The following is a 22,881-nucleotide window of genomic DNA, read 5'->3' as shown; positions in this document are numbered from 1 at the left end:
GCAGTGAGCGATAATAAGCCTTCGGGCTTCCACGCCTCGTCAGGAGCGCGTGCGGGAGCACAGAAAAGGCGGTCGGAAGCAAAGGTTTTGCAGCTCGATGAAGGCCAGGTCCGCGACGCATACCGTCGCTGGGCGCCGGTTTATGATTATACCTTCGGCGCGATCTCGACGGCCGGCCGCCGCCACGCCGTCGAAATCATCAATTCGGGTGACGGACGCGTACTCGAAGTCGGCGTCGGCACCGGTCTCTCGCTACCCGATTACAAAAAGCATTTGGACATCGTTGGCATCGATCTCGCGCCGGAGATGCTCGATAAGGCACGCGAGCGCGTCAAGGCCGAGAAGCTGACGAATATCTCGGGCCTTCACGAGATGGACGCAAGCAACCTTCGCTTCCCCGATAACTCCTTCGACAAGACGGTCGCGATGTACGTGATCACCGTCGTGCCCGATCCGCAGAAGGTCATGCAGGAATTGTCGCGGGTGACGAAGCCCGGCGGCGAGGTCATGCTCGTCAACCACTTCAGCCAGGAAGACGGCGTCCGCGGCTGGGTCGAGCGCCAGATGGCGCCGTTCGCCGATCTCGTGGGCTGGCACTCGGTATTCGACGTTTCGCGCGTGATGGTCTGCCCCGAACTGAAGCTGATAGACCGTAAGGCGCTGCGGCCCTGGGGCATTTTCACGATGATGCGCTTCCGCAAGGAAGGGGCAATCAACCAGGTTGCGGCGGAATAGCCCGCACGGAATACGCGAAATTAGTGTCCTTCCCGGCCCTATCGCATTTTGTTGGCACGGATGTGCCGCCGGGACGGAGCGCCGTGTTGACAGGAAGCTGCGGTGCTCCCTATAGACGGTCGCCTTAGTGCCAGCATGCTGGCCGGTGTGGCGGGATAGCTCAGGTGGTTAGAGCGAAGGTCTCATAATCCTTAGGTCGGCGGTTCAAGTCCGCCTCCCGCTACCACTCACACCCTTTGAAATTCCACCATTATCCGTGGCCCTCCGATCGAACGAGGGCAAAGCGAATAACGCGAACGGAAGCGCGCACAAAAGCCGGCGCAGCGCGTATTACGGATTTTGCGCGTGAAGCACGCACGCGGCAGTGGCTGTGTTGTACGCAAAACGCCGGACCTGAAACCCGTTCGCGTTTTCTGGCGGCAGCCCCGGAGCTTTCAGGTACTCCCTGCTTTTGTTCAGCGGCCTTTCCATCCCAGAGATTTCATGCGCGTGCGGCTTCGCTTCCGGCGCATCGTTCTCGCGCGCGATTGCTCGATTGCGAATTCTCATACGCCCAGAGAGACGCGGCATCGAAAGATTATGTCATCGAGCTGTCGACGCTTCCCTGACTCGAAGGACAAAAACTGAATTGCGATTGGGTCTTGGACATCGCCGCGGGCCAAGTCTTCGGCCGCGATCCGGAGGGGCACGCCTGGAAGGTAGAGTCGCTGTGGCGGTCGGAGACCATGAGACCGAGGGCGGACAGGTCCGGCTCGAGCCCGTCTCTCGCGACACTCACACTGTTTGAAAGCATCGAAGGTTTTGCAAGCGCAAAGTCCGTACGCACTCGGACTAACGATGCTAGGTCACCGATGATCGCGCGAGCCACGCCGTACGTCCGCCGGCTAACGGGTCTTCAACCGTGTGGGCGATGACGTCAAACCCCGAGGCCGCGAGCAATGCCCGGTATTCGGCGGCGTCGAGACTGGCATGATAAAGCGGATCGCCGCGATAGGAACCAATCGCTTCTCCATAAGCCGGCCCCGTATTGAACATCAGCAGCGCCGACGCGGACGCATGCTCCGCGAACAGCGGGAACATCCTGCGTTGATCGTCGGGGTTGAGATGAAAGAAGCTGTCCCAAGCAAGGACGCCGTTGAAGCGTTTGCCGAGCGAGATGGATCGCATGTCGGCGACCGTCCATTCCTGATCGGGCATGCGGCTTCGACAGAGTGAGATAAACGTCGGCGAAGCATCGACCCCGGTCACGCGGAACCCAGCCTCGGCGAGATGGCGCGCGATCGGTTCGCCCGCGCCGCAGCCGAGATCGAGTATTGCCGCGCCGTGCGGCAGAGCCTCGACGAATTGGTCGAGCCACCGTTTGTCGTTCCACGCCGCGTTGCGACGATCGGCATCCCAAGCCAGCGCGTGGCGTTCGTAATGACAGATGATGCGCTCGGAAAGGTCTGTCATCGGATTTCCTGGATGGGCCCATTATCGGATACGCTGTGAATTGCGAAGTTGCACGCCGTACATTTCGTGAAGCTCCATGGTACCTTTGCGCGAACCAATTGGGGCCGCATGAACTGGATCAAAAATATCTCGTCGACGCTTTTTCGGCGTCGTTACGACGTAGCCTTGATCACTGACCTTAGATTTCCCGGTGGCACCGGTTCGTCAAACGCCACTGAAATCGATATCCAGCATAAGGCGGGGCTCAGCACCGTTCTCTTCCATGCTCCTTCCTCGCAAATTCCGTCCAAGCGCGGTCATTTCAGCGCGAAGATCGCAGCGTGCCTGAACAATGGACAAGCTGATCTCCGGCCAAACTTCGCGAAGACTTATGCGCCACTCACCATCATCCGACACCCAACTGTCGCCAACACCCGTCAATTCCTACCCAGCAATCTGAAAACAGACAGGGTCGTTGTCGTCATCAATCATCCCGCCCTACGCGGGAACGGCGTCGTCGACTACGAACTGTCCGACGTCATAGCGAACGTGAAGGCAACGCTCGGCCACGTCCCGGAATTGCGCGGGAACAGCCCGCTCGTGGAAGCTTACTGCCGGGGCCCTCGCAGCCAAGACGTGGTGCTCGGAGATCCCTGGCCAAATGTCTTCCGCATCCCCGCGCGCACGACACGGCGACATCCTTCGAGACCGTTCGTGATCGGCCGGCACTCGCGCGATAACTCTGAAAAATGGCCGGACACCGCCGAAACGATACGCCAAGCCTACCCGGACGCCGACGGCATCAGCATCAAGATCCTCGGCGGCGCAAGTGTACCGGCACGCATACTCGGCTCGCAGCCGCCGAATTGGGACGTGCTCGAATTCGATCCGTTCGGCCTGGAAGTGTTTCTGCAGTCGATAGACGTCTACGTCTACTTCCATCATCCCGATTGGGTCGAAGCCTTTGGAAGAGCTCCTTGCGAAGCAATGATGGCCGGCGTGCCGACGATCCTTCCGCGTTCGTTCGAGCCGCTATTCAAAAGCGCTGCGCTCTACTGCGAACCGCACGAAGTGCTGTCACTTGTGAAAAAGCTGCGGGACGATCCGGAATTCTATGCGCGTCGCGCCGAAGCCGGTCGCGCCGAGCTGATCTCCAGATTCGGAGCCGACCGCCATATCGAACGGCTTATCGAGGCCGGCGTCCTACGGCCAAAGACTTCGATGCCGCCGCTCGGCTCTATGCGCCCGGCCGGATAGCAATAACGCCGGTGACGGCCGGTAACGGGGCTGTGCTCCGCCGACTCTAGCCCCGATGAAAGCCGCCGCTTACGCGATCCGCTTGCGAATTGACTGGTGCCACCGCTCTAAATGCCGTCGCATCCCACGCCGTGGGACATCAATTTTCTTCGAAGCGGGTCCGGTAGCCGGTGCGGGGGAATCTTTCGGCGGAGCGCGTCTGAACTCCGGCAGTCCGTTGTGTCTGATTGCTTCGATCGCATCTCTGAACGCTTGCTCGCCCCAATGTGGCGCGCCCTTGCGCTTTTTGTACTGAAAAGACGAGTAGATATTGGTATCGATCCAAGCATTCGATGCGTGAAGCCTGCGGTAAACGAGCGCTTTCTGGAGGAACAAGCTTCCACCTAACGCGTGGGCTCCTTGGGCCAAGTAGCCGTCTGCGCAATCCTTATAGGCCAGCCTTTTGTTGGGCTTGAGATACTTCAGGACAGCCCGCCGGAACATCATCGCTGACGTCGACGTCCAGTGCCAACCCGCTGTTGCCGCCCGGATGTACAAAAGCTTCGGCTTTTCGGGATTGTGAACTTCGAGATATTTCCCGTAACGTTGCATACCGGCTGCGTAGAGGTCACCTCTCAAACCGCCCCCAATTATTCCGCGCTCGTTGGTCAGGTATTGATCGGTTGAAACGAGCGGGCACATGACGCCGGCGCTCAAATGAGCAGCGAGCGCCTCTTCCAAGAACGTCTTGGCGTACCTGTCGTCGGGATCAAGCACGCAGACGAAATCGCCGGTCGTCTTCTCCAACCCGGCGTAAAAGGCCGGAATTTGCCCCACATTTTCCCTAAGCGCACAGACCGTCACCCGGCTGTCTTTTATCTCAGTGACGATCTTGATTGCGGCGTCCCTATGCGCTGCATCCGATCCGTCATCGACGATGACACATTCCCAATTTTCGTGAGTCTGATCGAGGATGGAGAGAATGGCGTCTTGGAGATGGTCCGAATAATTGCGGTGCGTGATGATGACCGAAACCAGTGGATTTCCCCACTTCGCGCGATCCAACCCACTCGACGCTTCATCAATTTCGATGGCTTGCATTGGCCCTCATTGGCTTGGACTTAGCCTCAGTTTTAATCGGTCCGATGCCCCCGCGTAGCTAAATCGCGAGCGTTGTCGCCATCGGGTCCAAACTCGCGCGCTAGGCAACCCGTTTGCGGATGGACTGTCTCCACCGTTCTAAATGCCGGCGCATGCCACGCTTTCGGACCTCGATTTTCTGTGGACCGGGTGCGGGATTTTTCTCTGGTGTGAGTCTGAACTCCGGCAACCCATTGGCTCTGATCGCTTCGAGCGCATCTTGAAATGCCGTCTTTGCCCACTGTGGCGCGCCCTTGCGCTGCATATCCTGGCCCGACGCGTAAATATCAGCATCGATCCATGAATTTTGTGCGTGAAGCGTCCGGTAAACGAGAGCCTTCTGAAGGAACAAGGTTCCTCCTAATGCATGAGCTCCTTGGGCCAGATAGCCGTCCGCGCATCTCTTGTAGGCAAGCTTCTTATTCGGCTTGAGGAACTTCAGTGCCGCTCGCCGGAACATCAGCGCTGACGTGGATGTCCAATGCCAACCCGGTGTTGTCGGCCAAGTGAAGAGGAGCCTCGACTTTTCGGGTTTGCAAGATTCGAGATATTTTCCGTAGGGCTGCATCCCAGTCGTAAAGAGGTCACCCCTCAAACCACTGCCAAGTATACCGCGTTCGCTCGTCAGGAATTGTTCGGTTGAAACGATCGGGCACATGACGCCGACGCTCAAGTGCGCGGCAAGCGCGTCTTCCAGAAATGTCTTGGCGTACCTGTCGTCGGGATCAAGCAAACACACGAAATCGCCCGTCGTCTGGTCAACGCCTGCGAAAAAAGCGGGGATCTGCCCGACATTTTCGCCCAGGGCGTGGAGCGTCACCCTCCTGTCGTTTATCTCCGCAACGATCTTGATCGCGGCGTCGCGATGCTCCGCATCCGATCCGTCATCGACGACGACGCATTCCCAATTTTCGTGAGTTTGATCGAGGATGGAGAGTATGGCGTCTTGGAGGTGGGTCGAATAATTGCAGTGTGTGATAACGATCGAAACAAGAGGATTATGCCACTTAGCGCGATCCAGCCGAACGCTCGCCAGCCCGACACTTGACGTTTCGCTAGCTCCACTACCGTACATTGCTGCCCCACAATTATGCCCCGCAAGAATATATCTCCCGGTCAGGCTTGGTACAAGTGTACCGCGGTGAGTAATGCACTCCAATCAGGCTGCCGTCAGACCAGATCGACGCCTGAGCGCGCGCTTGGGGTAATAACTCGCAGGAGAACAATATGCAGCGCTTCAAGGCCAACGCGTAATTCTGAGCTGATCAGTCGAAATCGACCTTGCGGCTGCGCATCTTTTTCACATGCCCTCGTACGGTCTTTGCCTTGATCCGTTCCTCGCGTGCGCCGCGAGACGGCTTCGTCTTGATCCTGAGCTTCGGACGCTCCAACGCGGTCTCGACGAGTTCGACAAGACGCGCGCGAGCATCGGCTCTGTTCTGCTCTTGGCTGCGAAAGCGATCTGCCTGAATGACGATGATGCCCTCAATCGTCAAACGGCGGCCCGCAAGACGTTTCAGCTTGTCACGCGCGTAATCGGGAATGGATGTGTTTGCGCCGAGATCGAAGCGAAGCTCGACCGCCGTCGAAACCTTATTGACGTTTTGGCCGCCTGGCCCCGACGCGCGCACAAAGCGTTCCTCGAGTTCCGTTTCAGCGATCTCGAGAGCATCCGTCACACGCATGGCCCGTCAGCCCTCTTCTAAATCGACCGGTTCCTGACCGCCTTTCGGGCGACGGTCCGTTATGCTCGATGAGATGTATCACCGGCCTCCCCGAGCGCAAACCGCGCCGGATGCACGTCTTATGCTCGCCGGATTCCCACAGGCTTTCGGGCATTTTCCGAATGGCCGGTTGCCAAAAATCGATTCCCCGCCAAACAGTCGTACGTCGCTTTCGGTGATTCGAAACGTTGTTAACTTCTCTGAGGGGAACCAATTGTTCGCCAAAACCGTCAACTTCGGTGAATATTGATTCGGCACCGTTAGTTCGCATTCGAGCAATTGCGTTTACCGAGTCTTTAGCGTCGCCGCTTAGCGTCATTGAGTTACCGAAGAATTCCGGACGCCCATCGGGGGTTCACTGAATTCTAGTGAATGACACGACGAAAGGTCGAGCTCGCCGCCATGCGATCTGCCACGACAGCTGCAATTTCGTCCGCCGATACCACCGTTCGCAGGGCGGATTGGGGCCCTTCCGCGCGGTTCATCGGGCTAGCGATCGCGTCGATCGCCCCTGCTCTTTTCTGGTGTTTAGTGGTCGAGCTGATCGCGTACTGGTCAGGGGTCTCTCTGTCGCCGATGGCAGTAGGCGCACTGTTCATCACCATCGCCGCATTCTTGTTTGCCATCTGCGCGCCTCTCATGTTGCGCAACTCGTCTGCCAACGAGCAGGCCCCGCGCACTGTCGCGCCGGACCTGAGCAGTCGCCCGGCCAGCCGATAACGAACAAGCTCGAAGCAGCTAGCTTCCTGCCCAATCGCAAACCAATTGACCGCAAATGCGCTTTCTCGAACCACCACCCACACAAGGTCCGGGGACAGTTTCGCATCGCCGACAGGAATAGGATGACAAACATCCCCTCCAGCCTCGGCCACGTTTAAAATTGCAAGTCGTAAGAACTTGGCAGTCTCGCTGAATACCGGGCACGCCGCCTGGGCCCTCCTGAGCCAAGGCGGCGTCCGAACCGCAAAATGCGGTGATCAGTACAGCGAAGACAAGTAATGCTCTCGCCATTTGAAGTACCGGACAAGTTCAAGCCGCAAAGCACAAGCATCACCCTGTGCGCGACTCGGCGCAAGCCGGAAACACCGTAATAAGCGCCTATTCCGCAGCGACGCGCTTCTTCGGTTTCACCAGTTCCATATAGTCATTGAGAAGAGTTTCGGAGATGGAACCGGGCTTGTATTTGTGCTCGCCGATCTCAGAAACCGGCGTGACTTCCGCCGCCGTGCCGGTGATGAAGCACTCGGAAAATGAGCCGAGCTCTTCCGGCATGATCACACGTTCGACGACGGTGATGCCGCGCGCCTTCGCAAGATCGATGACGGTGCGGCGCGTAATGCCGTTGAGGAAGCAATCGGCCTCCGGCGTATGCACCACGCCATCCTTCACGAAGAAGATGTTGGCGCCGGTGCATTCGGCGACGCGGCCGCGCCAATCGAGCATCAAAGCGTCCGAGTATCCGGCGCGTTCGGCGCGGTGCTTCTCGATGGTGCAGATCATGTAGAGACCCGCAGCCTTGGCCCTCGAGGGCGCACAGGCGGGATCGGGCCGGCGATACACGGCGTTGGTGATGCGAATGCCCTTGAGGCGCTGCTCCATGGGGAAATAGGAGCCCCAATCCCACGCCGCGACCGCGAGATGAATCTTCGACTGCTGCGCTGAGACGCCCATCTGCTCGCTGCCGCGCCAGGCGATCGGCCGAACGTAGCAGTCGGAAAGCTTGTTTGCGGCGACGACATCGCGGCAGGCCTGATCGATCTCGGCAACCGAGTACGGAATTTCGAAATCGAGGATCCGCGCGCTTTCAACCAGCCGCTCGCTGTGCTCGGTGAGCTTGAAGATCTCGCCGCCATAGGCGCGTTCGCCCTCGAACACAGAGCTCGCATAGTGGAGCGCGTGCGTCAGAAGGTGCACCTTCGCGTCGCGCCAGTTGACGAGGGATCCGTCGATCCAAATGAGCCCGTCGCGATCGTGAAAGGGGATAAGGTCGGCCATGCCAGTTAAGTCCTTCCTGGGCTTTTGTAGTTACCGGGTGCCGGGATCTGTCGGGCGTCTCGAGAGACTGGGGGCTTGGCAGGCTGAAAACGCCTTGGACGGGCGTTTCAGTGCGCCGCGCGCAGAAGCAGAGACCTGCCGGGACAAGCCAGCATTTTGGCTTGCAACAGAATACAATCGAGGCCAATAAGTCAACATGGCTGACATAACGTCAGAAGGCCCGTCCGAACACCTTGGCGCAACTGGGCATTCCCCCGCCGAGGCGGCAGATGACCGGCCTTCTTCGCTCTTCGATCTGATCGGGTACATAGAGCTTTTCTATTTTGCCTATCGTGATTTTACGTGCGACCCGGATGCAATCCTGGCTCAGTACGGCTTCGGCCGCGCCCACCACCGCGTTTTGCATTTCGTGCATCGCATTCCGGGCCTGAAGGTCGCGGAATTGCTGGATATTTTGAAAATCACCAAGCAGTCGCTGGCGCGCGTGCTCAAGCAGCTGGTCGATGAGGGATTCATCATACAGAAAGCCGGAAACGAGGATCGGCGCGAACGGCGGCTATACCTCTCAGCCAAGGGCGCGCGGCTGAACGATAAACTGACACAAATTCAGGCCAAACGCATCGAGGGGGCGCTCGCGAACCTCGGCCCTGGCGCTGATGCTCTTGCGAGAAATTTTCTCTTTGGGATGATCACTGAGAAAAACCGGCCCCAGGTAGAAACCCTCATCAAGGGTCAGCGCGCTGACACGTCGGAAGCTGCACCCGATTGCAACACATGAGAGCCCTGATGGCCCAGGAACGAGCCGAGCCTTTGGCGGACAACGCCCCGCACATACTGGTCGTAGACGACGATCAGAAGATCAGAGGACTTCTCGGCCGCTTTCTATCGAGTAACGGTTTCCGCGTGACCGAAGCAGCCGACGCCGCGGCAGCCCGCGCGTTCATGCGCGGCTTGGCATTCGATCTCGTTCTTCTCGACGTGATGATGCCCGGCGAAAGCGGCCTTTCCCTCGCACGCGATCTGAAGCTGACGCGACCGGTCCCGATCTGCATGTTGACCGCCCTCGCCGAAGCCCAGGACCGAATTTCGGGTCTCGAAGCCGGCGTCGACGATTACGTCTCGAAGCCGTTCGATCCTCGCGAGTTGCTGCTCCGCCTTCGCAATATCCTGCGCAGAGGTCAGGTGCAGTCCGCCCCGCGCGACGAGATTCGCATGGGCGGCTGTGTTTTCAGCATTGCTCGCGGTGAATTGAAACGCGATGACGAAGCGATCAAGCTCACCGAGCGCGAGCGGGATCTGTTGAGGCTCTTCTCTCAGCGCATTGGCGTCGCCGTCCCCCGTCATGAACTCTCGAGCGATGACAGCACGGGAAGCGAACGCGCGATCGATGTGCAAATCAATCGCCTGCGACGCAAGATCGAGGCCGACCCGTCGAACCCTGTCTACCTGCAGACGGTAAGAGGCAAGGGCTATATTCTCTACACCGATTGAGCCCACGACACGAAGTGACCGCGATGACGGGGTTCCCCTCCGGACACGCGAACGCCGGAAAAATTCAAGAATGGCTGTTGTGCCCGAAACGACACCGGATGCCGGAAGCAACGCCTCGCGGTATCGTCGTTTCCGCGAGCACCCTTATGTCGTGGGACTGCTCAACATCGGCGCCGAAATGCTCCCGAAGGGCCTCTATGCCCGGGCGCTGCTGATCATCATCACACCGATCGTCGTCCTCGAAGGCGTCATTGCGTTCGCATTCATGGAACGCCATTGGCAGGCCGTGACGCGCCGCCTGTCGGAAGCGACCGCTCGTGACATCGCGGCGCTGATCGAGGTCTATGAGGATCTCCCGAAGTCGGACGGCCCCCAAAAAATCATCGATCTCGCGCGCGATCGCCTCAACTTGGCGATGGAGGTTCTTCCGAACGGCGATCTTCCCCCGCCTGGGCCGAAGCCGTTCTTCCGGCTGCTCGACCGCGCGCTCTCCAATGAGTTGCGCAAGCACGTGCAGCTGCCGTTCTGGATCAACACCGTCGGCGATCAAAACGTCGAAATCCGCGTCAAGCTCGACGATGCCATTCTGCGGTTCGTCGCGACCCGCAGCCAGACTTACGCGTCGAACTCGCATATCTTTCTGCTTTGGATGGTCGGCTCTTCCGTCATCCTGCTGACCGTCGCTATTCTGTTTCTGCGCAATCAGATCAGGCCAATTCTGCGGCTCGCCGATGCTGCCGACGCCTTCGGCAAAGGCCGCGGCATCCCGGATGACTTCAGACCGCGCGGCGCGCGCGAAGTCCGCCAAGCCGCCCTCGCCTTTCTGCAAATGCGCGACCGCATCAAGCAGCACGTCGAACAGCGCACCACGATGCTCGCCGGCGTCAGCCACGATTTGCGAACGGTTCTGACGCGTTTCAAGCTCGAACTGGCTCTGCTCGACGATACGCCGGAGACGCGCGCACTCTCGAGCGACGTCGACGAGATGCAGCACATGCTCGAAGATTATCTGGCATTCGCCAAGGGCGACGGCGGCGAGGAAGCCAAGCCGACGAATCTCAAAGAGCTGCTTGAGGAAATCGTCGACGACGCGTCGATCTATGCCTGCAACATCGATCTCAAAATCCGCAAAAGCAAAGGCGACATCATCCTGCCGCTGAAACGGCAGGCCCTGAAGCGCGCGATCATGAACCTCGTGACGAACGCCGCGCGTTTCGGCGACCGCATCATCATCCGCGTCGCACCTGAAGGCCGCTGGGTGCGCATCGAGGTCGACGACGACGGCCCCGGCATCCCCGAGGAAGAACGCGAGAACGTCTTCCGTCCGTTCTACCGTCTCGACCACGCTCGCAATCAGGACGAAGGCAACAGCGGACTTGGCCTTGTGATCGCCCGCGATATCGCCAAGAGCCACGGCGGCGAAGTCGCTCTCGGCGAAAGTTCTATGGGCGGTCTTCGCGCGATTATTTCCCTGCCGAAATAGGAAAAAATCCCAGGAATATCTCTTTGTTTTGAATGCGCTAGGCGTTAATCACACGCCTTTGTGATTTGACCGTTATGTTATGGTGTTACACTATCGGTTCATCGGATCCGGGGGCCAAACCCGTCGACTTTGGCAAGGTGTCCTCCAAGCCTGCAGTCACCGGTACCGACAATCCCGAGCGCCGTGGGCTTGCAGCCCATTCGGGATGCGCTTAGTGGCCGCGAACCGCGACCGAGACCGACTCCCAGCCCGGTCAACGTCCCAGTTCGCGGCCGCGCTTTTTTGCGGCGAGCACCGCTTCCGTCATCAGTTCCTTGAGACCGCTGCCCTCTCGCATCAGCACTGCTAGGGCCGCAGCCGTCGTGCCGCCGGGCGACGTCACGTTGCGCCTCAACGTTTCGGCATCGAGCGGAGATTGATTGAGCAATTCGCCCGATCCTGAGACGGTCGCCCGCGCGAGCTGCGTAGCCGTCGCCTGATCGAGACCGGCAGCCACACCAGCTTCGGCGAGTGCCTCAGCCAGAAGGAAGACGTAAGCCGGTCCCGAGCCCGATACGGCCGTTACCGCATCGATGAGGCTTTCGTCGCCAACCCACACGACCGGCCCCACCGCGCCGAGAAGGCTCTCGCAGGCTTGCTTCTGTGCCGCTGTCGCATGAGCGTTCGCGACGGCGCCGGTAATGCCGCGGCCGATCGCGGCCGGCGTATTGGGCATCGCGCGGACGACGGCGCTTCCGGGTGGAAGATGGCGCTCGAAGCTCGCAAGCGTTTTGCCCGCAGCGATCGAAACGACGACAGTCTCCGGTCCGGCGATTTTCGCGAGCCCGGGAAAAACGTCGTCCATCGCCTGCGGCTTGACCGCGACGACGATGACGGCCGGTGGCGTATCGAGCGGAGCTAGATGAGCGACCGCCTTGATGCCATGCGTGTTTGCGAGATCTTGCGCTGCGCCTGAGAGATTAGGCTCCTGGATGACAATGCTCGCGGGATCGAGCCCCCGGTCGAGCCAGCCTTGGAGCAAGGCGGCGCCCATCTTACCGGCGCCCGCGAGCACCACCGAACCATTCAATTTCAACGACATTCTGGGATTTCCTCGGCGAAGAACGCCGAACCCTAGAATGGCGCCCGGCTTAAGCCTGTCCCTGCGTCTCGAACATCGTCGAAACCAGAGCTTCCTTGCTCTCCTTACCCGCCCACACCACGAACTGGAAGGCTTGATAGTAGCGCTCGCAGCCTTCGAGCGCCGCCTTCAGCATCGCTTCGCACTGACGGACCGTCGCAACTGTCCCGTTGAGCAGCAGCGCGTGACGGAACATCACGAGACCTTCCTGCGTCCAGAGATCGAAATGACCGAGCCAAAGCTGCTCGTTGATCTGTGCGATCAGGCGATACATTTCGGTCAGACGGTTGGAGGGAACTCGGAAATCGAACGCGCAAGCGAGATGCAAAGCTTCGAGATCGTCGCGCCAATTGATCGAGATGTGATAATCAGCCCACGTCCCGGCGACGATGAGCGTCAGCTCTTCATCGCTCGCCCGTTCGCAGGGCCAATCGTGGCTCTGCGCAAGCTGCTCGATGAGATCGATCGGATTGAGAACGCGGTCAGAACCCTGTTCCGCAACTGCCATTTTATATCGCTCTCCAAGTCTGCCGCGCGCCGGGATGGCCTAACGAACGACGCAAAACACTCAATTCAATCGCGCCGCTTAGTGCTGCGCCGGACAAAACCAGACGCCCATACGAGTCGCAAGCTGACCCGACCGGCGCGCAAACCTTGTCCACGATCAAAGTGGCAAAGCCCGGGCGCGCCGGGGTCAGGAAGGCGGCTCAGCGTCGTTAGCTGGTGAAAAGCCGCTTAACCTGTGGATGCTTCAAGCGTCGCGTTTCGAACGTGGAGAGAACGCTCGGTTTCGAACGCCCGGCATCAAACGAAACACCTCAGACGGTCGAGGTGCCTTGGAGCGAAAGCTGCGCGACTTGCGCTTCGAGTGCCAAGACGCGCGCTGCCAGCGCTTCGTTTTCCTGGCGCGCTTTCTGGGCCATCTCGCGCACCGCCTCGAAGTCTTCCCGCGTCACGACACTCATTTCGCGCAAGAACTTTTCGGCCTGAGCGCGAAAAAGCGCTTCCGTCTCTTTTTTCAAGCCATCCGCCGCACCCGCTGCGTCCGTCATGAGCTTGGCAAAGTCGTCGAAGAGTCTGTTAGTTGTCTGGGTCATTGGGGTCTCGGAATTGAGGGTGTTTATAAGTTATGGCGATTGCCGCCCATGGCCGCAAGCTCGAGCAGGGCGAGCCGCCGTCGCGGGCAAACGATGGCCGCTTGACTTTGCCCAGGGGTTACCAAACAACCCTCGGAACTGGGGCTTTCTTAGCGCCTCGACACGGCCAATCGCGAAATGCCGACCGGAGCGCCGATGACACCCCTCGCCCTGCTGACCTTCCCTGACATCGATCCGGTAGCGATCGAATTCGGCCCCTTCTCGGTCAAATGGTATGGCCTGGCCTACATGTCGGGCCTTCTGCTCGGCTGGCTCTATATCCGTCGCATGGTCTCGACACCCAAGCTCTGGCGCGGCGACAAGCCCCCGATAACCCTGGAGCGCGTGGACGACCTTCTGCTCTTTATGACGGCAGCGGTCATCATCGGCGGCCGCCTCGGGCAGGTTCTGCTCTACGACCCCGACTTCTACTTCGCGAACCCGGCCGAGATCTTCAAAGTCTGGAAAGGCGGGATGAGCTTCCACGGCGCGTTCATCGCGTCTGCATTGCTGCTCTGGCTCTTCGGGCGTGTTTATAATGTCAGCGCCCGTTCCGTGATGGACCTCTGCTGCGCCGCGTCGCCCATCGGAATCTTCTTCGGCCGCACCGCCAATTTCATCAACTCGGAGCATTGGGGCCGCGTAACGGACGCCTACGTCGGCATGGTGTTCCCAAATGGCGGAGAACTTCCGCGCCATCCGAGCCAGCTTTACGAAGCTCTGCTCGAAGGCCTCGTGATGTTCATCATCTTGAGGTTCGCAACCCATCATCTGTTTGCATTGAAGCGTCCGGGGCTCGTCACCGGCCTTTGGCTCGTCTGGTACGCAATTGCACGCACCATCTGCGAATTCTTCCGCGAGCCCGAAGTCGGTCATATCCTGAACATCGGTCCCTTCACCGCAGGCCAGGTCTATTGCCTGCCCATGCTGGCGCTCGGCCTCTATATGATCTGGACCGCGAACCGGACGAACACTCCCGGAAAGGCAGCCGTGTGATCGGAGATACTGGATTGCGTCGCGACACGCCGCTGTCCCGGCGGATCAAGGAGAGCATTCGCCGCGACGGGCCGATGACGATTCAGACCTATATGTCCCGCTGCCTCTGGGACGTGGACTACGGCTACTACCGCACCCAGCCCGTTTTTGGCGCCGCCGGCGACTTCATCACCGCAGCCGACATCAGCCAGGTCTTCGGCGAGTTGATAGGCGTATGGGCCGGCGTCGTTTGGCAGGGTGTGCTCGGCGCGCCCAATCCCGTCACGCTTGTCGAATACGGCCCAGGACGCGGCACCATGATGCGCGACGTGCTCCGCGCCGCTCGTATCGTGCCGGGCTTTGCAAACGTCGCCCGTGTGCATCTGGTTGAAGGCAGCGACGCCCTCACCGAAATCCAAGCCGCCACCCTCGCCGACTTCAGCAGCGTGTTGAGTTGGGGCCGTGAGCTGGACGAGTTCAATCCGCCCGCCATCATCTTCGCCAACGAGTTCCTCGATGCGTGGCCCGTGGCCCAGTGGGTCAAGACGGACACCGGCTGGCACATTCGCGGCGTCACGCTCGACAAGGCCGGTGAATTGCAGTTCGCGGGCATCGACAAGAATTGCCCGCGCGAAGCGTTCGAAGCCCTTCTGCCGAACGCGCCGCCCGGAACAGTCATCGAGTCCCAGCGCCTCGATCAGCTCGCCGAAGCATTGAAAGCGCTCGCCGAGCGCGGACCCGTAGCGTTTCTGATGATCGACTACGGTCACACGACACCAGCCGCCGGCGACACGCTGCAGGCCGTTCGCGGCCACGCTTATGAATCACCTTTAACGTCGCCCGGCGAAGCCGACCTCACGGTGCACGTCAATTTCTACGATCTTGCGTCGACCCTGCATCGCGCCGGCTTGGTCCTCGATGGCCCGGTAACGCAGGCCGAATTTCTCGGCTCCCTCGGTATCGTCGAGCGCGCATCGCGGTTGATGTCCGCAAACCCGGCGCGAGCGATCGAGATCGAAACGGGTGTCGCCCGGCTGCTCGCACCGAATGGAATGGGTTCGCGGTTCAAAGTGCTCGCTGCCCGCTCGCCGGGACTGCCGTCGCTACCCGGATTTGGCGCCGCGCGCATAACGTCCGGAGCGCCGGGAACAACGTGATGAAGGCCGCACGATCATGACGCTCAAACCCGTCGAAGCGGCGAACCTCGCCAAGGTCTCCGGCATTCGCCACGGCTTCTTCACGCGCACTGGCGGCGTATCGACCGGACTCTATGCGGGCCTCAACTGTGGGCTCGGCTCGAACGACGACCAGACACTCGTTCTTGAAAACCGGCGGATGATCGGACGGCACCTCGGCGCCAACGAGGACAAATTCGGCGGCGGCGTGATCACGCTCTATCAGGAGCATGGCACGACCGCCCTCGAAGTCACGGAGCCGCCGTCTCGCGATGCGCTTCCGCGCGCCGACGCCGTCATCTCCAGAACGCCGGGTCTCGTCATCGGCGTGCTGACGGCCGATTGTGCCCCCGTGCTTCTCGCGGACGGTGAGGCGGGTGTCGTCGCTGCCGCCCATGCGGGTTGGCGTGGAGCCGTCGACGGGATCGTCGACAGCGCGGTTCGCGAGATGGAACGCCTGGGTGCTCGCCGTGAGCGCATCTCGGCAGCCGTCGGGCCGTGCATTAGCCAGTCGGCCTATGAGGTCGGCCCCGAGTTCGAAGCGGCTTTCCTCGCTCGCGATCCCGCGAATGGCGCTTTCTTCCAACGAAATCCGAAAACCGCCCGTCCCCACTTCGATCTTCCGGGCTTCGTCGTGAGCCGCCTGACGAATGCCGGCGTTAGCGATATTGAAAACTTAGGCCTCTGCACCTGCGCGAACGAATCGCTTTTCTTCAGCTACCGGCGTAAAACTCTTCGTGGGGAGCCGGACTATGGCCGACAAATCTCCGCCATCGTCGTGGCGTAACTGCACAATCCACAGCCAATGCCTCGGCAAGGGTAACGTTTCACGACCTGACAACAGTTTCACCGGCCTGCCATCTGGACTGGCAGTTAGAGGCTGATCTACAGGGATAGGGTCAGTTCCGGTAGTTTTCAGGGGAGTTCAGGCCGCGCGAGTAGCGTTTTCCGGCCGCCGGGAAGTCGCGGTTGGATAAGGGGGGACGTCCATTGACGACCTTTTGGTTTGCACGTGCGCGTGAGCGCAGAACGCGTCTACGGGTGATCGGGCCAGTGGTTCTGGCTGCTTTCGCCACGATGGGACTAGGCGGCTGCGAGTCGGCGTCGAACATGTTGAGCGGGGGCGGCAACGCACCTCAAGCTTCGCTGACCCTTCCGCCCGCAACCCCGGTCGCAGCACAGACGGCTAAAATTCAGATCGCGCCCGTCATCGGCTCGCCCGACAACGTCGCCCGCGATCTGCAATCGCAACTTGCATCGTCGATCGGCCACAACGGCATCCAGGTCGCCACCGCGGCCAACGCCGCCAGCGAATACGTCGTACGTGGCTACATCGTAGCGGCCCGCGAAAAGACGAAGGCCAAGATCTCCTACATCTGGGACATCACGGACCAGGCCGGTAAGCGCGTTCACCGCATTACAGGTGAAGAAGTCATTGCCGGAGCGGGCAAGGACCCCTGGGCCGCCGTCACGCCGCCCGTCGTGCAGAGCATTGCCGACAAGACGTCGAAACAGATCGCGAGCTGGCTCGCGACGAGCGGAAGCATCCCCGTCGCAGCTAACGGCAAACCGCCGGCCGGCACGCCTCCAACCAACGTCGCCTCGAACGATGCAGGCCCAGCGCCAAGCCCGTCATATCCGACGGCATCGAACACACCGATCGCGCCGACGACGGGTAGCATCACGACGTCCGGACCGATCACCGCTATCGTGCCCATGGTAACCGGCGCACCCGGCGACGGCAGCACCACGCTGACGACCGCGATCCAGCGCGAGTTGACCAAAAACGGGTTGGCTCTTTCCAACGTGCCGAACGCCCAGGCCTATAAAGTCGAAGGCAAGGTCGCGATGGGGCAGAGCAAAGACGGCAAGCAGCCCATCCAGATCGATTGGAACGTGATCGACCCTACGGGCAAGAAGCTCGGCACTGTGTCGCAGAAGAACGAAGTGCCGCAAGGCTCGCTCGACGGCTCCTGGGGCAAGACGGCCGATGCAGCCGCACAGGCGGCAGCACAAGGCATTATCAAGCTTCTACCGGCGAAAAGCACAGATTAAGCAAACTGTGCGCGATATACGCCTGAAGCTTCATAACGATGACATCTTTGGGCTCGGACGGTTGAATCGTCCGAGCCCAATTGCTACAAGCCCGCGCATAAGAGGCTTCTGGAGCGCAAATGCCTTTTGATGCCAAGGTCGACGCTCGAAGTTTGGATGGCCGGGGAAAGCTGGGCGTGAAGATCGTTGCGGGAAACAGTAACCGGCCGCTAGCGGACGCCATCTGCTCATATCTGAAGCTTCCAATGGCCAAAGGCCAAGTGAAGCGCTTCGCGGACATGGAGATCTTCGTCGAGATCCAGGAGAATGTGCGCGGCCAGGATGTCTTCGTCATCCAGTCGACGTCGTTTCCGGCTAACGACAACCTGATGGAGTTGTTGATCCTGCTCGACGCGCTCAAGCGTTCGTCGGCACGGCGCATCACAGCAGTCATCCCCTACTTCGGCTACGCGCGACAAGACCGCAAGCCCGGTCCCCGAACGCCGATATCAGCGAAACTTGTCGCGAACCTCATCGAACGAGCCGGCGCCGATCGCGTTCTGACGCTTGATCTCCACGCCGGACAAATCCAGGGCTTCTTCGATATTCCAACCGACAACCTCTTCGCCGCGCCCGTCATGACGCGCGATATCGAAGAGAACTTCGGCGGCACCGACGATATCGTCGTCGTCTCGCCGGACGTCGGCGGCGTCGTTCGCGCCCGAGCACTTGCCAAGCGCATCGGTGCGCCGATCGCAATTTGCGATAAACGCCGCGAGCGTCCCGGTGAAAGCGAAGTGATGAACGTCATCGGCGAAGTCGACGGCAAACGATGCGTCCTCATCGACGACATCATCGATTCCGGTGGAACGCTCGTCAACGCCGCGGAAGCCCTGCTCAAGAACGGCGCGACGGAAGTGTCAGCCTACATCTCGCACGCCGTGCTTTCGGGCGGCGCAGTCAGCCGCATTCAGAATTCACGCCTGAAATCGCTGGTCATCACCGACTCGATACTTCCGACCGAAGCCGTCCGGACCGCGAAGAATATCCGGGTAGTCTCGATCGCTCCGCTCATCGGCGAAGCCATCCTGAGAACCAGCCGCGAAGAAAGCGTCTCGAGCCTCTTCTACTGACGCCTCGGCTTTGTCGGGAAGTACATCAAACGCCCGCGCCCAGCGCCCATACGGAGCTGGTCACAATTCACGACGATCAACCGAACGCTTCAGGAGACAAGGGCGTCCCGCCGCGCGAGCGGCGCTAGGTTCCGTCCTGGCATCGTCACGCCACCCATTCTTTTCGCAGGATGGCGTACTGCATCGTATTTTCGAAGATCGGGACGCCTTCGTCATCCTTCTCGAAGGATATGAACTCTTTGAAAAGTCCCTCCCTCCTCATTCCCAACCTTTCGCACAAGCGCTGCGAAGCAGTGTTGGTTTCCTCTACATAGGCGTAGAGGCGACGAGCTTGTTTTACTGAGAACAGGTATTCGAAGAGGGCCCGCGCGGCCTCTGTGGCGAACCCAGCGCCTGCGAAATCCGCGTTGAAATTCCACCCGACGGCATATGTATCGGGAGGCTCGGGTATGCAGAACATGTCACCGATCAGCTTATCAGTGCTTCGCAAGCACACGGCGATATGCTCATCGCTTCTGCTGCGCGCTTCCACTTCTGCCTCCGCCGCGTGGAGGTCGTCCAGCTTGAGCGAGAAGAAACAACTCGCCCGGGGTTGGCGCAGATATGCGAGTAGATCGGTTGCATCCCCCTCCCTGAAATTCCTCAGCGCTAGTCGCTCGGTCTCGATAGTGTCCATTCAATTTCTCTCTCGGGGTGTTATCAAGGAAGGCGTGCTGCCTTGCCCCTTAGATCGGCGCGCCGCTAGTCCGCATCGTAGCTGCCATCCCCGCCCAAGCGCCGGATGCGGCCGAGCAATCCCGCCCACGACAACCCGATGTGAACACTCGTAGGATGCCGGATAGGATGCGCCGGTCGGCTTCGCTTTTGGCACCGGGCAGGTTGCGCTACCGGCAGGGCTTGATGACCGCACGCCAGAGGAGAACCCGCCTGCCTCTCGCCCCCAATGCTACTCGTGGCTCGCCGTGCAATCCCCGCAGCGGCCGCGGATCTCCATCGTCATCGACCGGACGCTGAAATCATTCTTCCCCGCCCAGGCCTGCAGGCTTTTGACGGCGGCCGGGTTGTCGAATTCCTTCACCGAGCCGCAGGCGTCGCAAATGGCGAACACCGCCTTGCCGTGATGGTGCGGATGATCGCACGCAACGAAGGCGTTAAGGCTTTCGAGCCGGTGCGCGAGGCCATCCTCGATGAGCCGTTGCAGCGCCCGGTAAACCGTCGGCGGCGCGCTGACGCCCTTGCCCCGAACCTCCTCGATCAGCTCATACGCGCTAAGAGGCCGGCCGACGCCCCTGAGCGCCTCGACAATGATTTTGTCCTGATCGGCCGCGCTGCGGCGTTTCGTAGGCTTTTTGGCCATCACTCCGGGCATCTCCGTTCCCCGCCTTCATCGGACAATAAATCGACCACCGGCCAAGTTCGCCGTTAATATGCTGATTTTCGCGGCAACTTTCCAGCGCGCCCCGAAGCTCACCGGACGGACCGCCTGACCCGTTGCCAACCGGTTGTATGGGCTCAATCGCCCACCTTTGGCCCGTTGCGCGGGTGCCAAACCACGGGTATACACGCCCCATCTCATGAAGACCTTCCTGAGACGCCGCCCGGCACCCTTGGAGGCCGGTTCGCGGCTATTTGGCTCTTCTGATAGGCAGTAGAGCCCTAACACTCGGAGACGATGCCATGTCTGAGCTCATCACGCTCAAGGCTACGGCGCGCCCGCGTGCCGGCAAGGGGGCCGCACGCCAAGCTCGCCGCGATGGAAATGTGCCTGCCGTCATTTACGGCAATCAGGAAACCCCTGAGACGATCAATCTCGAATACAACGAGCTCTGGAAGCAGGTCCTCCGCGGCCACTTCACCTCGACCGCCATCGAACTCGACGTCCAGGGTACGAAGCACATCGTGCTCGCCCGCGACGTGCAGGTCGATCCGGTGCGCGACACGCCCCTTCACGTCGACTTCCAGCGCGTCGGCAAGGATGGCGTCATTCGTGTTTCGATCCCGATGCGCTTCGTCAACGAAACACTGTCGCCCGGCCTGAAGCGCGGCGGCGTGCTCAACATCGTGCGCCACGATGTCGAAGTGTATTGCCCTTATGACAAGATCCCGCGCTTCTTCGAGATCAACCTCGAAGGCATGGAAATCGGCCGTTCGATCCACATCTCGGCAGTCAACCTGCCGGAAGGCATTTCGCCGGTCATCAAGAACCGCGACTTCACGATCGCAACGATCGCGGGCGCGCTCAAGGGTGACGACGAAGCCGCATCCGCGACGGCTGAGGCTGGCGCTCCCGCCGACGCCAAGGGTGCAGCACCCGCAGCTGGCGGCAAGGGTGCCCCTGCTGCAGCCGCAGGCAAGGCTGCTCCGGCCGCCAAGGCAGCACCCGCTGCCAAGCCCGCCGCGAAGAAGTAAGACGATCACGAACCGGCGCGATCATCGGATCGCGCCGGTCTCTTGTTTGACGTTTCGGGTCCGGCGGCCGGCTCCCCCGAGGAGAGTCGCCGGACCCGACATAAAAGTCGTCGGAAGGCGCAATCGAAATGAAGCTTTTCGTCGGACTTGGTAATCCTGGCGAGAAATATCGCGCCAATCGCCACAACATCGGCTTCCTGGCGGTCGATCGCATCGCCGAGCGCAACGGCTTCGGTCCCTGGCGCAAGAAGTTTCAAGGTCTCGTCTCGGAAGGCTCGATCGGCAACGAGCGCGTCACGCTTCTGAAGCCCGAAACCTACATGAACGAAAGCGGCCGCTCGGTCGGCGAAGCCCAGCGCTTTCTCAAAATTCCCCTTTCGGACGTCTACGTCTTTCACGACGAGCTCGATCTTGCGCCGGGCAAGGTGAAAGTGAAAACCGGAGGCGGCAACGCGGGCCACAACGGCCTTCGCTCGATCTCCGCACACATCGAAAACGAGTACAAGCGCGTGCGTCTCGGCATCGGACATCCGGGCTCCAAGGATGTCGTTATCCATCACGTCCTCAACGATTTCGCGAAATCAGATCGCGAATGGGTCAACCTTTTGCTCGATGCCGTCGCCGATGCAGCGAGCTACCTCGCCAAGGGCGACGACGCCCGCTTCCTGAGCGATGTCGCGCGCTTGTTCCAGGACGAACCCGAAAAGCCGGTGCGCAAATCTGAACGTGCGCCGGCGGAAGAAGAGCCGCGCGCTCCCAAAAAGCAGGCATCAGGGCCACACCCGTCCGGTGAACGCGCCTCCAAACGCCAGTCGGCGTTGGCCGAGAACTTGAAAAAATGGCTGGGCGCGCGAAAATCCGGCGACGGCAGCTCGTGAACGTTCAGAGCAGCGTATCGTAGTCGTCGGGGGGAGTAATGTCTGAATATCAGGAAGAGAGCGACGCAGACGGCGCCCGTTCAGGCGGCCGTGCTCAAACGATTATCGGCGCCCTCATCCTGTTGTTCACGATCGGCGTTTTCGGCGTCGTCGGCTGGGACGTTTACAACTCCGTTGACAAGGACAAGACAGGCGTCCGTCGCATCCTCGCCAAGCGTTGGAACGACCGGACGCTCGTATTCCCCGTGGAAGGCGCCGACCGGGCAGGACGCCGCGCACTGTTCGACGTCGTGGTCCTCACCAAGAACTACGGGTGGGTCCGCGGCTCGACGACCGAACTCCAAAAGGACGATCGCCGGCTGTCACCGCAGGAAGTGCAGGAAGAGGTCCTCGCGCCGCAACTTCGCGAAGGTCTCGGCAGTGCGCGTGGTCTGATCGCCGTTGGCCTCGCGAGCCAGGAAGGCGAGATCGCGCGGGAGGAACAGCGCGGCAACGAGCGGGCCATCCGCACCGCGCGATGGGTCCAGGAAGCCCTCGGCGAGCGCATCCCGATGTGGACTTTGAACCTGGGACGCTACGTCGATCCGTGCGCCGATTGCGAGGCCCCCGACACCAGTTGGCAGCGCCCATTCATCGTTATCGCCGTGCGCAATGCCGACGACGGGACGCACATTTCGGAAGCGCTCGCGGACGCGATGTCCTTCAAGTCGAACCTTCCCGCCCCCTCGCGCTATTCGGCGTTTGCATTTGCGAAATTCACGCGGTGAGCCATAGGGCCGCAGAAGG

The 22,881-nt window shown here is 60.4% G+C and carries 24 protein-coding genes and 1 tRNA gene; 14 read left to right on the top strand and 11 right to left on the bottom strand.

Annotation, left to right across the window (positions count from 1 at the left end; genetic code table 11):
• Positions 1-3: 3 nt before the first annotated feature.
• On the top strand, positions 4-735 hold the full coding sequence (locus tag AACL53_RS03930) for a class I SAM-dependent methyltransferase (RefSeq protein WP_339082689.1): 732 nt from the start codon (positions 4-6) through the stop codon (positions 733-735).
• A 149-nt stretch (positions 736-884) separates the two neighbouring features.
• Positions 885-961: transfer RNA gene (locus AACL53_RS03925), tRNA-Met, on the top strand.
• A 614-nt stretch (positions 962-1,575) separates the two neighbouring features.
• Here AACL53_RS03925 and AACL53_RS03920 read toward each other — a convergent pair.
• On the bottom strand, positions 1,576-2,187 hold the full coding sequence (locus tag AACL53_RS03920; protein ID WP_339082687.1) for a class I SAM-dependent methyltransferase: 612 nt from the start codon (positions 2,185-2,187) through the stop codon (positions 1,576-1,578).
• Positions 2,188-2,295: 108 nt separating this feature from the next.
• On the opposite strand from AACL53_RS03920, the gene AACL53_RS03915 reads away from it, so the two are divergent.
• Positions 2,296-3,423, top strand: a complete 1,128-nt coding sequence (locus AACL53_RS03915) for a glycosyltransferase (RefSeq protein ID WP_339082685.1) — start codon at positions 2,296-2,298, stop codon at positions 3,421-3,423.
• Positions 3,424-3,492: 69 nt separating this feature from the next.
• Here AACL53_RS03915 and AACL53_RS03910 read toward each other — a convergent pair whose 3' ends face one another.
• From AACL53_RS03910 to AACL53_RS03890, 5 genes are all read right to left on the bottom strand, one after another.
• Positions 3,493-4,503, bottom strand: a complete 1,011-nt coding sequence (locus tag AACL53_RS03910; RefSeq protein WP_339082683.1) for a glycosyltransferase family 2 protein — start codon at positions 4,501-4,503, stop codon at positions 3,493-3,495.
• Positions 4,504-4,603: 100 nt separating this feature from the next.
• Positions 4,604-5,617: a glycosyltransferase family 2 protein gene (locus AACL53_RS03905; protein WP_339082681.1), complete on the bottom strand. Its 1,014-nt coding sequence runs from the start codon at positions 5,615-5,617 to the stop codon at positions 4,604-4,606.
• Positions 5,618-5,807: 190 nt separating this feature from the next.
• On the bottom strand, positions 5,808-6,227 hold the full coding sequence (gene arfB, locus AACL53_RS03900) for an alternative ribosome rescue aminoacyl-tRNA hydrolase ArfB (RefSeq protein WP_339082679.1): 420 nt from the start codon (positions 6,225-6,227) through the stop codon (positions 5,808-5,810).
• 404 nt (positions 6,228-6,631) lie between these two features.
• Positions 6,632-6,928, bottom strand: coding sequence for a hypothetical protein (locus AACL53_RS03895; protein WP_339082677.1), 297 nt, complete (start codon positions 6,926-6,928; stop codon positions 6,632-6,634).
• Positions 6,929-7,364: 436 nt separating this feature from the next.
• Positions 7,365-8,261 (bottom strand): branched-chain amino acid aminotransferase, encoded by an 897-nt coding sequence (locus AACL53_RS03890; protein ID WP_339082675.1) that lies wholly within the window; start codon positions 8,259-8,261, stop codon positions 7,365-7,367.
• Positions 8,262-8,457: 196 nt separating this feature from the next.
• Here AACL53_RS03890 and AACL53_RS03885 point away from each other — a divergent pair, with 196 nt between their 5' ends.
• From AACL53_RS03885 to AACL53_RS03875, 3 genes are all read left to right on the top strand, one after another.
• Complete coding sequence (locus AACL53_RS03885; protein WP_339082673.1) at positions 8,458-9,039, top strand: MarR family winged helix-turn-helix transcriptional regulator; 582 nt, start codon at positions 8,458-8,460, stop codon at positions 9,037-9,039.
• Positions 9,040-9,047: 8 nt separating this feature from the next.
• Entirely contained in the window at positions 9,048-9,752 is a 705-nt protein-coding gene (locus AACL53_RS03880; protein ID WP_339082671.1) for a response regulator, read from the top strand.
• 70 nt (positions 9,753-9,822) lie between these two features.
• Positions 9,823-11,235, top strand: a complete 1,413-nt coding sequence (locus AACL53_RS03875; protein ID WP_339082669.1) for an ATP-binding protein — start codon at positions 9,823-9,825, stop codon at positions 11,233-11,235.
• Positions 11,236-11,488: 253 nt separating this feature from the next.
• Here the strand turns inward: AACL53_RS03875 and proC are convergent, their stop codons facing one another.
• The 3 genes from proC to AACL53_RS03860 all read right to left on the bottom strand — a co-directional run bounded on the left by proC (position 11,489) and on the right by AACL53_RS03860 (position 13,452).
• On the bottom strand, positions 11,489-12,316 hold the full coding sequence (gene proC, locus AACL53_RS03870; RefSeq protein ID WP_339082666.1) for a pyrroline-5-carboxylate reductase: 828 nt from the start codon (positions 12,314-12,316) through the stop codon (positions 11,489-11,491).
• Positions 12,317-12,365: 49 nt separating this feature from the next.
• Positions 12,366-12,863 carry a YbjN domain-containing protein gene (locus AACL53_RS03865; protein WP_045836910.1) on the bottom strand — a complete coding sequence of 166 codons (498 nt, stop codon included), beginning with the start codon at positions 12,861-12,863 and terminating at the stop codon, positions 12,366-12,368.
• A 310-nt stretch (positions 12,864-13,173) separates the two neighbouring features.
• Complete coding sequence (locus AACL53_RS03860) at positions 13,174-13,452, bottom strand: accessory factor UbiK family protein (RefSeq protein WP_092864433.1); 279 nt, start codon at positions 13,450-13,452, stop codon at positions 13,174-13,176.
• Positions 13,453-13,647: 195 nt separating this feature from the next.
• Between AACL53_RS03860 and lgt the strand changes: the two genes are divergently transcribed.
• From lgt to AACL53_RS03835, 5 genes are all read left to right on the top strand, one after another.
• Positions 13,648-14,487: a prolipoprotein diacylglyceryl transferase gene (gene lgt, locus AACL53_RS03855; protein WP_339082660.1), complete on the top strand. Its 840-nt coding sequence runs from the start codon at positions 13,648-13,650 to the stop codon at positions 14,485-14,487.
• On the top strand, positions 14,484-15,623 hold the full coding sequence (locus AACL53_RS03850; protein WP_339082658.1) for an SAM-dependent methyltransferase: 1,140 nt from the start codon (positions 14,484-14,486) through the stop codon (positions 15,621-15,623). The genes lgt and AACL53_RS03850 overlap by 4 nt, the downstream gene beginning before the upstream one ends.
• A gap of 16 nt (positions 15,624-15,639) precedes the next feature.
• Entirely contained in the window at positions 15,640-16,428 is a 789-nt protein-coding gene (gene pgeF, locus AACL53_RS03845) for a peptidoglycan editing factor PgeF (protein WP_339082656.1), read from the top strand.
• Between the two features lie 203 nt (positions 16,429-16,631).
• A complete protein-coding gene (locus AACL53_RS03840) occupies positions 16,632-17,696 on the top strand; it encodes a hypothetical protein (protein WP_339082654.1) in 1,065 nt (354 codons plus the stop codon).
• 119 nt (positions 17,697-17,815) lie between these two features.
• Entirely contained in the window at positions 17,816-18,808 is a 993-nt protein-coding gene (locus tag AACL53_RS03835; protein WP_339082652.1) for a ribose-phosphate pyrophosphokinase, read from the top strand.
• A 145-nt stretch (positions 18,809-18,953) separates the two neighbouring features.
• Here AACL53_RS03835 and AACL53_RS03830 read toward each other — a convergent pair whose 3' ends face one another.
• Together AACL53_RS03830 and AACL53_RS03825 are read right to left on the bottom strand one after the other, a co-directional pair.
• Positions 18,954-19,484, bottom strand: a complete 531-nt coding sequence (locus AACL53_RS03830; protein WP_339082650.1) for a GNAT family N-acetyltransferase — start codon at positions 19,482-19,484, stop codon at positions 18,954-18,956.
• A 270-nt stretch (positions 19,485-19,754) separates the two neighbouring features.
• Positions 19,755-20,165, bottom strand: a complete 411-nt coding sequence (locus tag AACL53_RS03825) for a Fur family transcriptional regulator (protein WP_339082648.1) — start codon at positions 20,163-20,165, stop codon at positions 19,755-19,757.
• A gap of 320 nt (positions 20,166-20,485) precedes the next feature.
• On the opposite strand from AACL53_RS03825, the gene AACL53_RS03820 reads away from it, so the two are divergent.
• The 3 genes from AACL53_RS03820 (at position 20,486) to AACL53_RS03810 (ending at position 22,862) form a co-directional block, all read left to right on the top strand.
• Complete coding sequence (locus AACL53_RS03820) at positions 20,486-21,217, top strand: 50S ribosomal protein L25/general stress protein Ctc (RefSeq protein WP_339082646.1); 732 nt, start codon at positions 20,486-20,488, stop codon at positions 21,215-21,217.
• A gap of 128 nt (positions 21,218-21,345) precedes the next feature.
• Entirely contained in the window at positions 21,346-22,095 is a 750-nt protein-coding gene (gene pth / locus AACL53_RS03815; protein WP_339082644.1) for an aminoacyl-tRNA hydrolase, read from the top strand.
• A gap of 38 nt (positions 22,096-22,133) precedes the next feature.
• Positions 22,134-22,862 carry a hypothetical protein gene (locus tag AACL53_RS03810; protein ID WP_339082642.1) on the top strand — a complete coding sequence of 243 codons (729 nt, stop codon included), beginning with the start codon at positions 22,134-22,136 and terminating at the stop codon, positions 22,860-22,862.
• The last annotated feature ends 19 nt before the right edge of the window (positions 22,863-22,881 follow it).

Source organism: Hyphomicrobium sp. ghe19 (assembly GCF_902712875.1).
In the GTDB taxonomy this organism is placed as follows: Bacteria; Pseudomonadota; Alphaproteobacteria; order Rhizobiales; family Hyphomicrobiaceae; genus Hyphomicrobium_B.
This window is presented reverse-complemented; position numbering and strand designations above follow the sequence as displayed.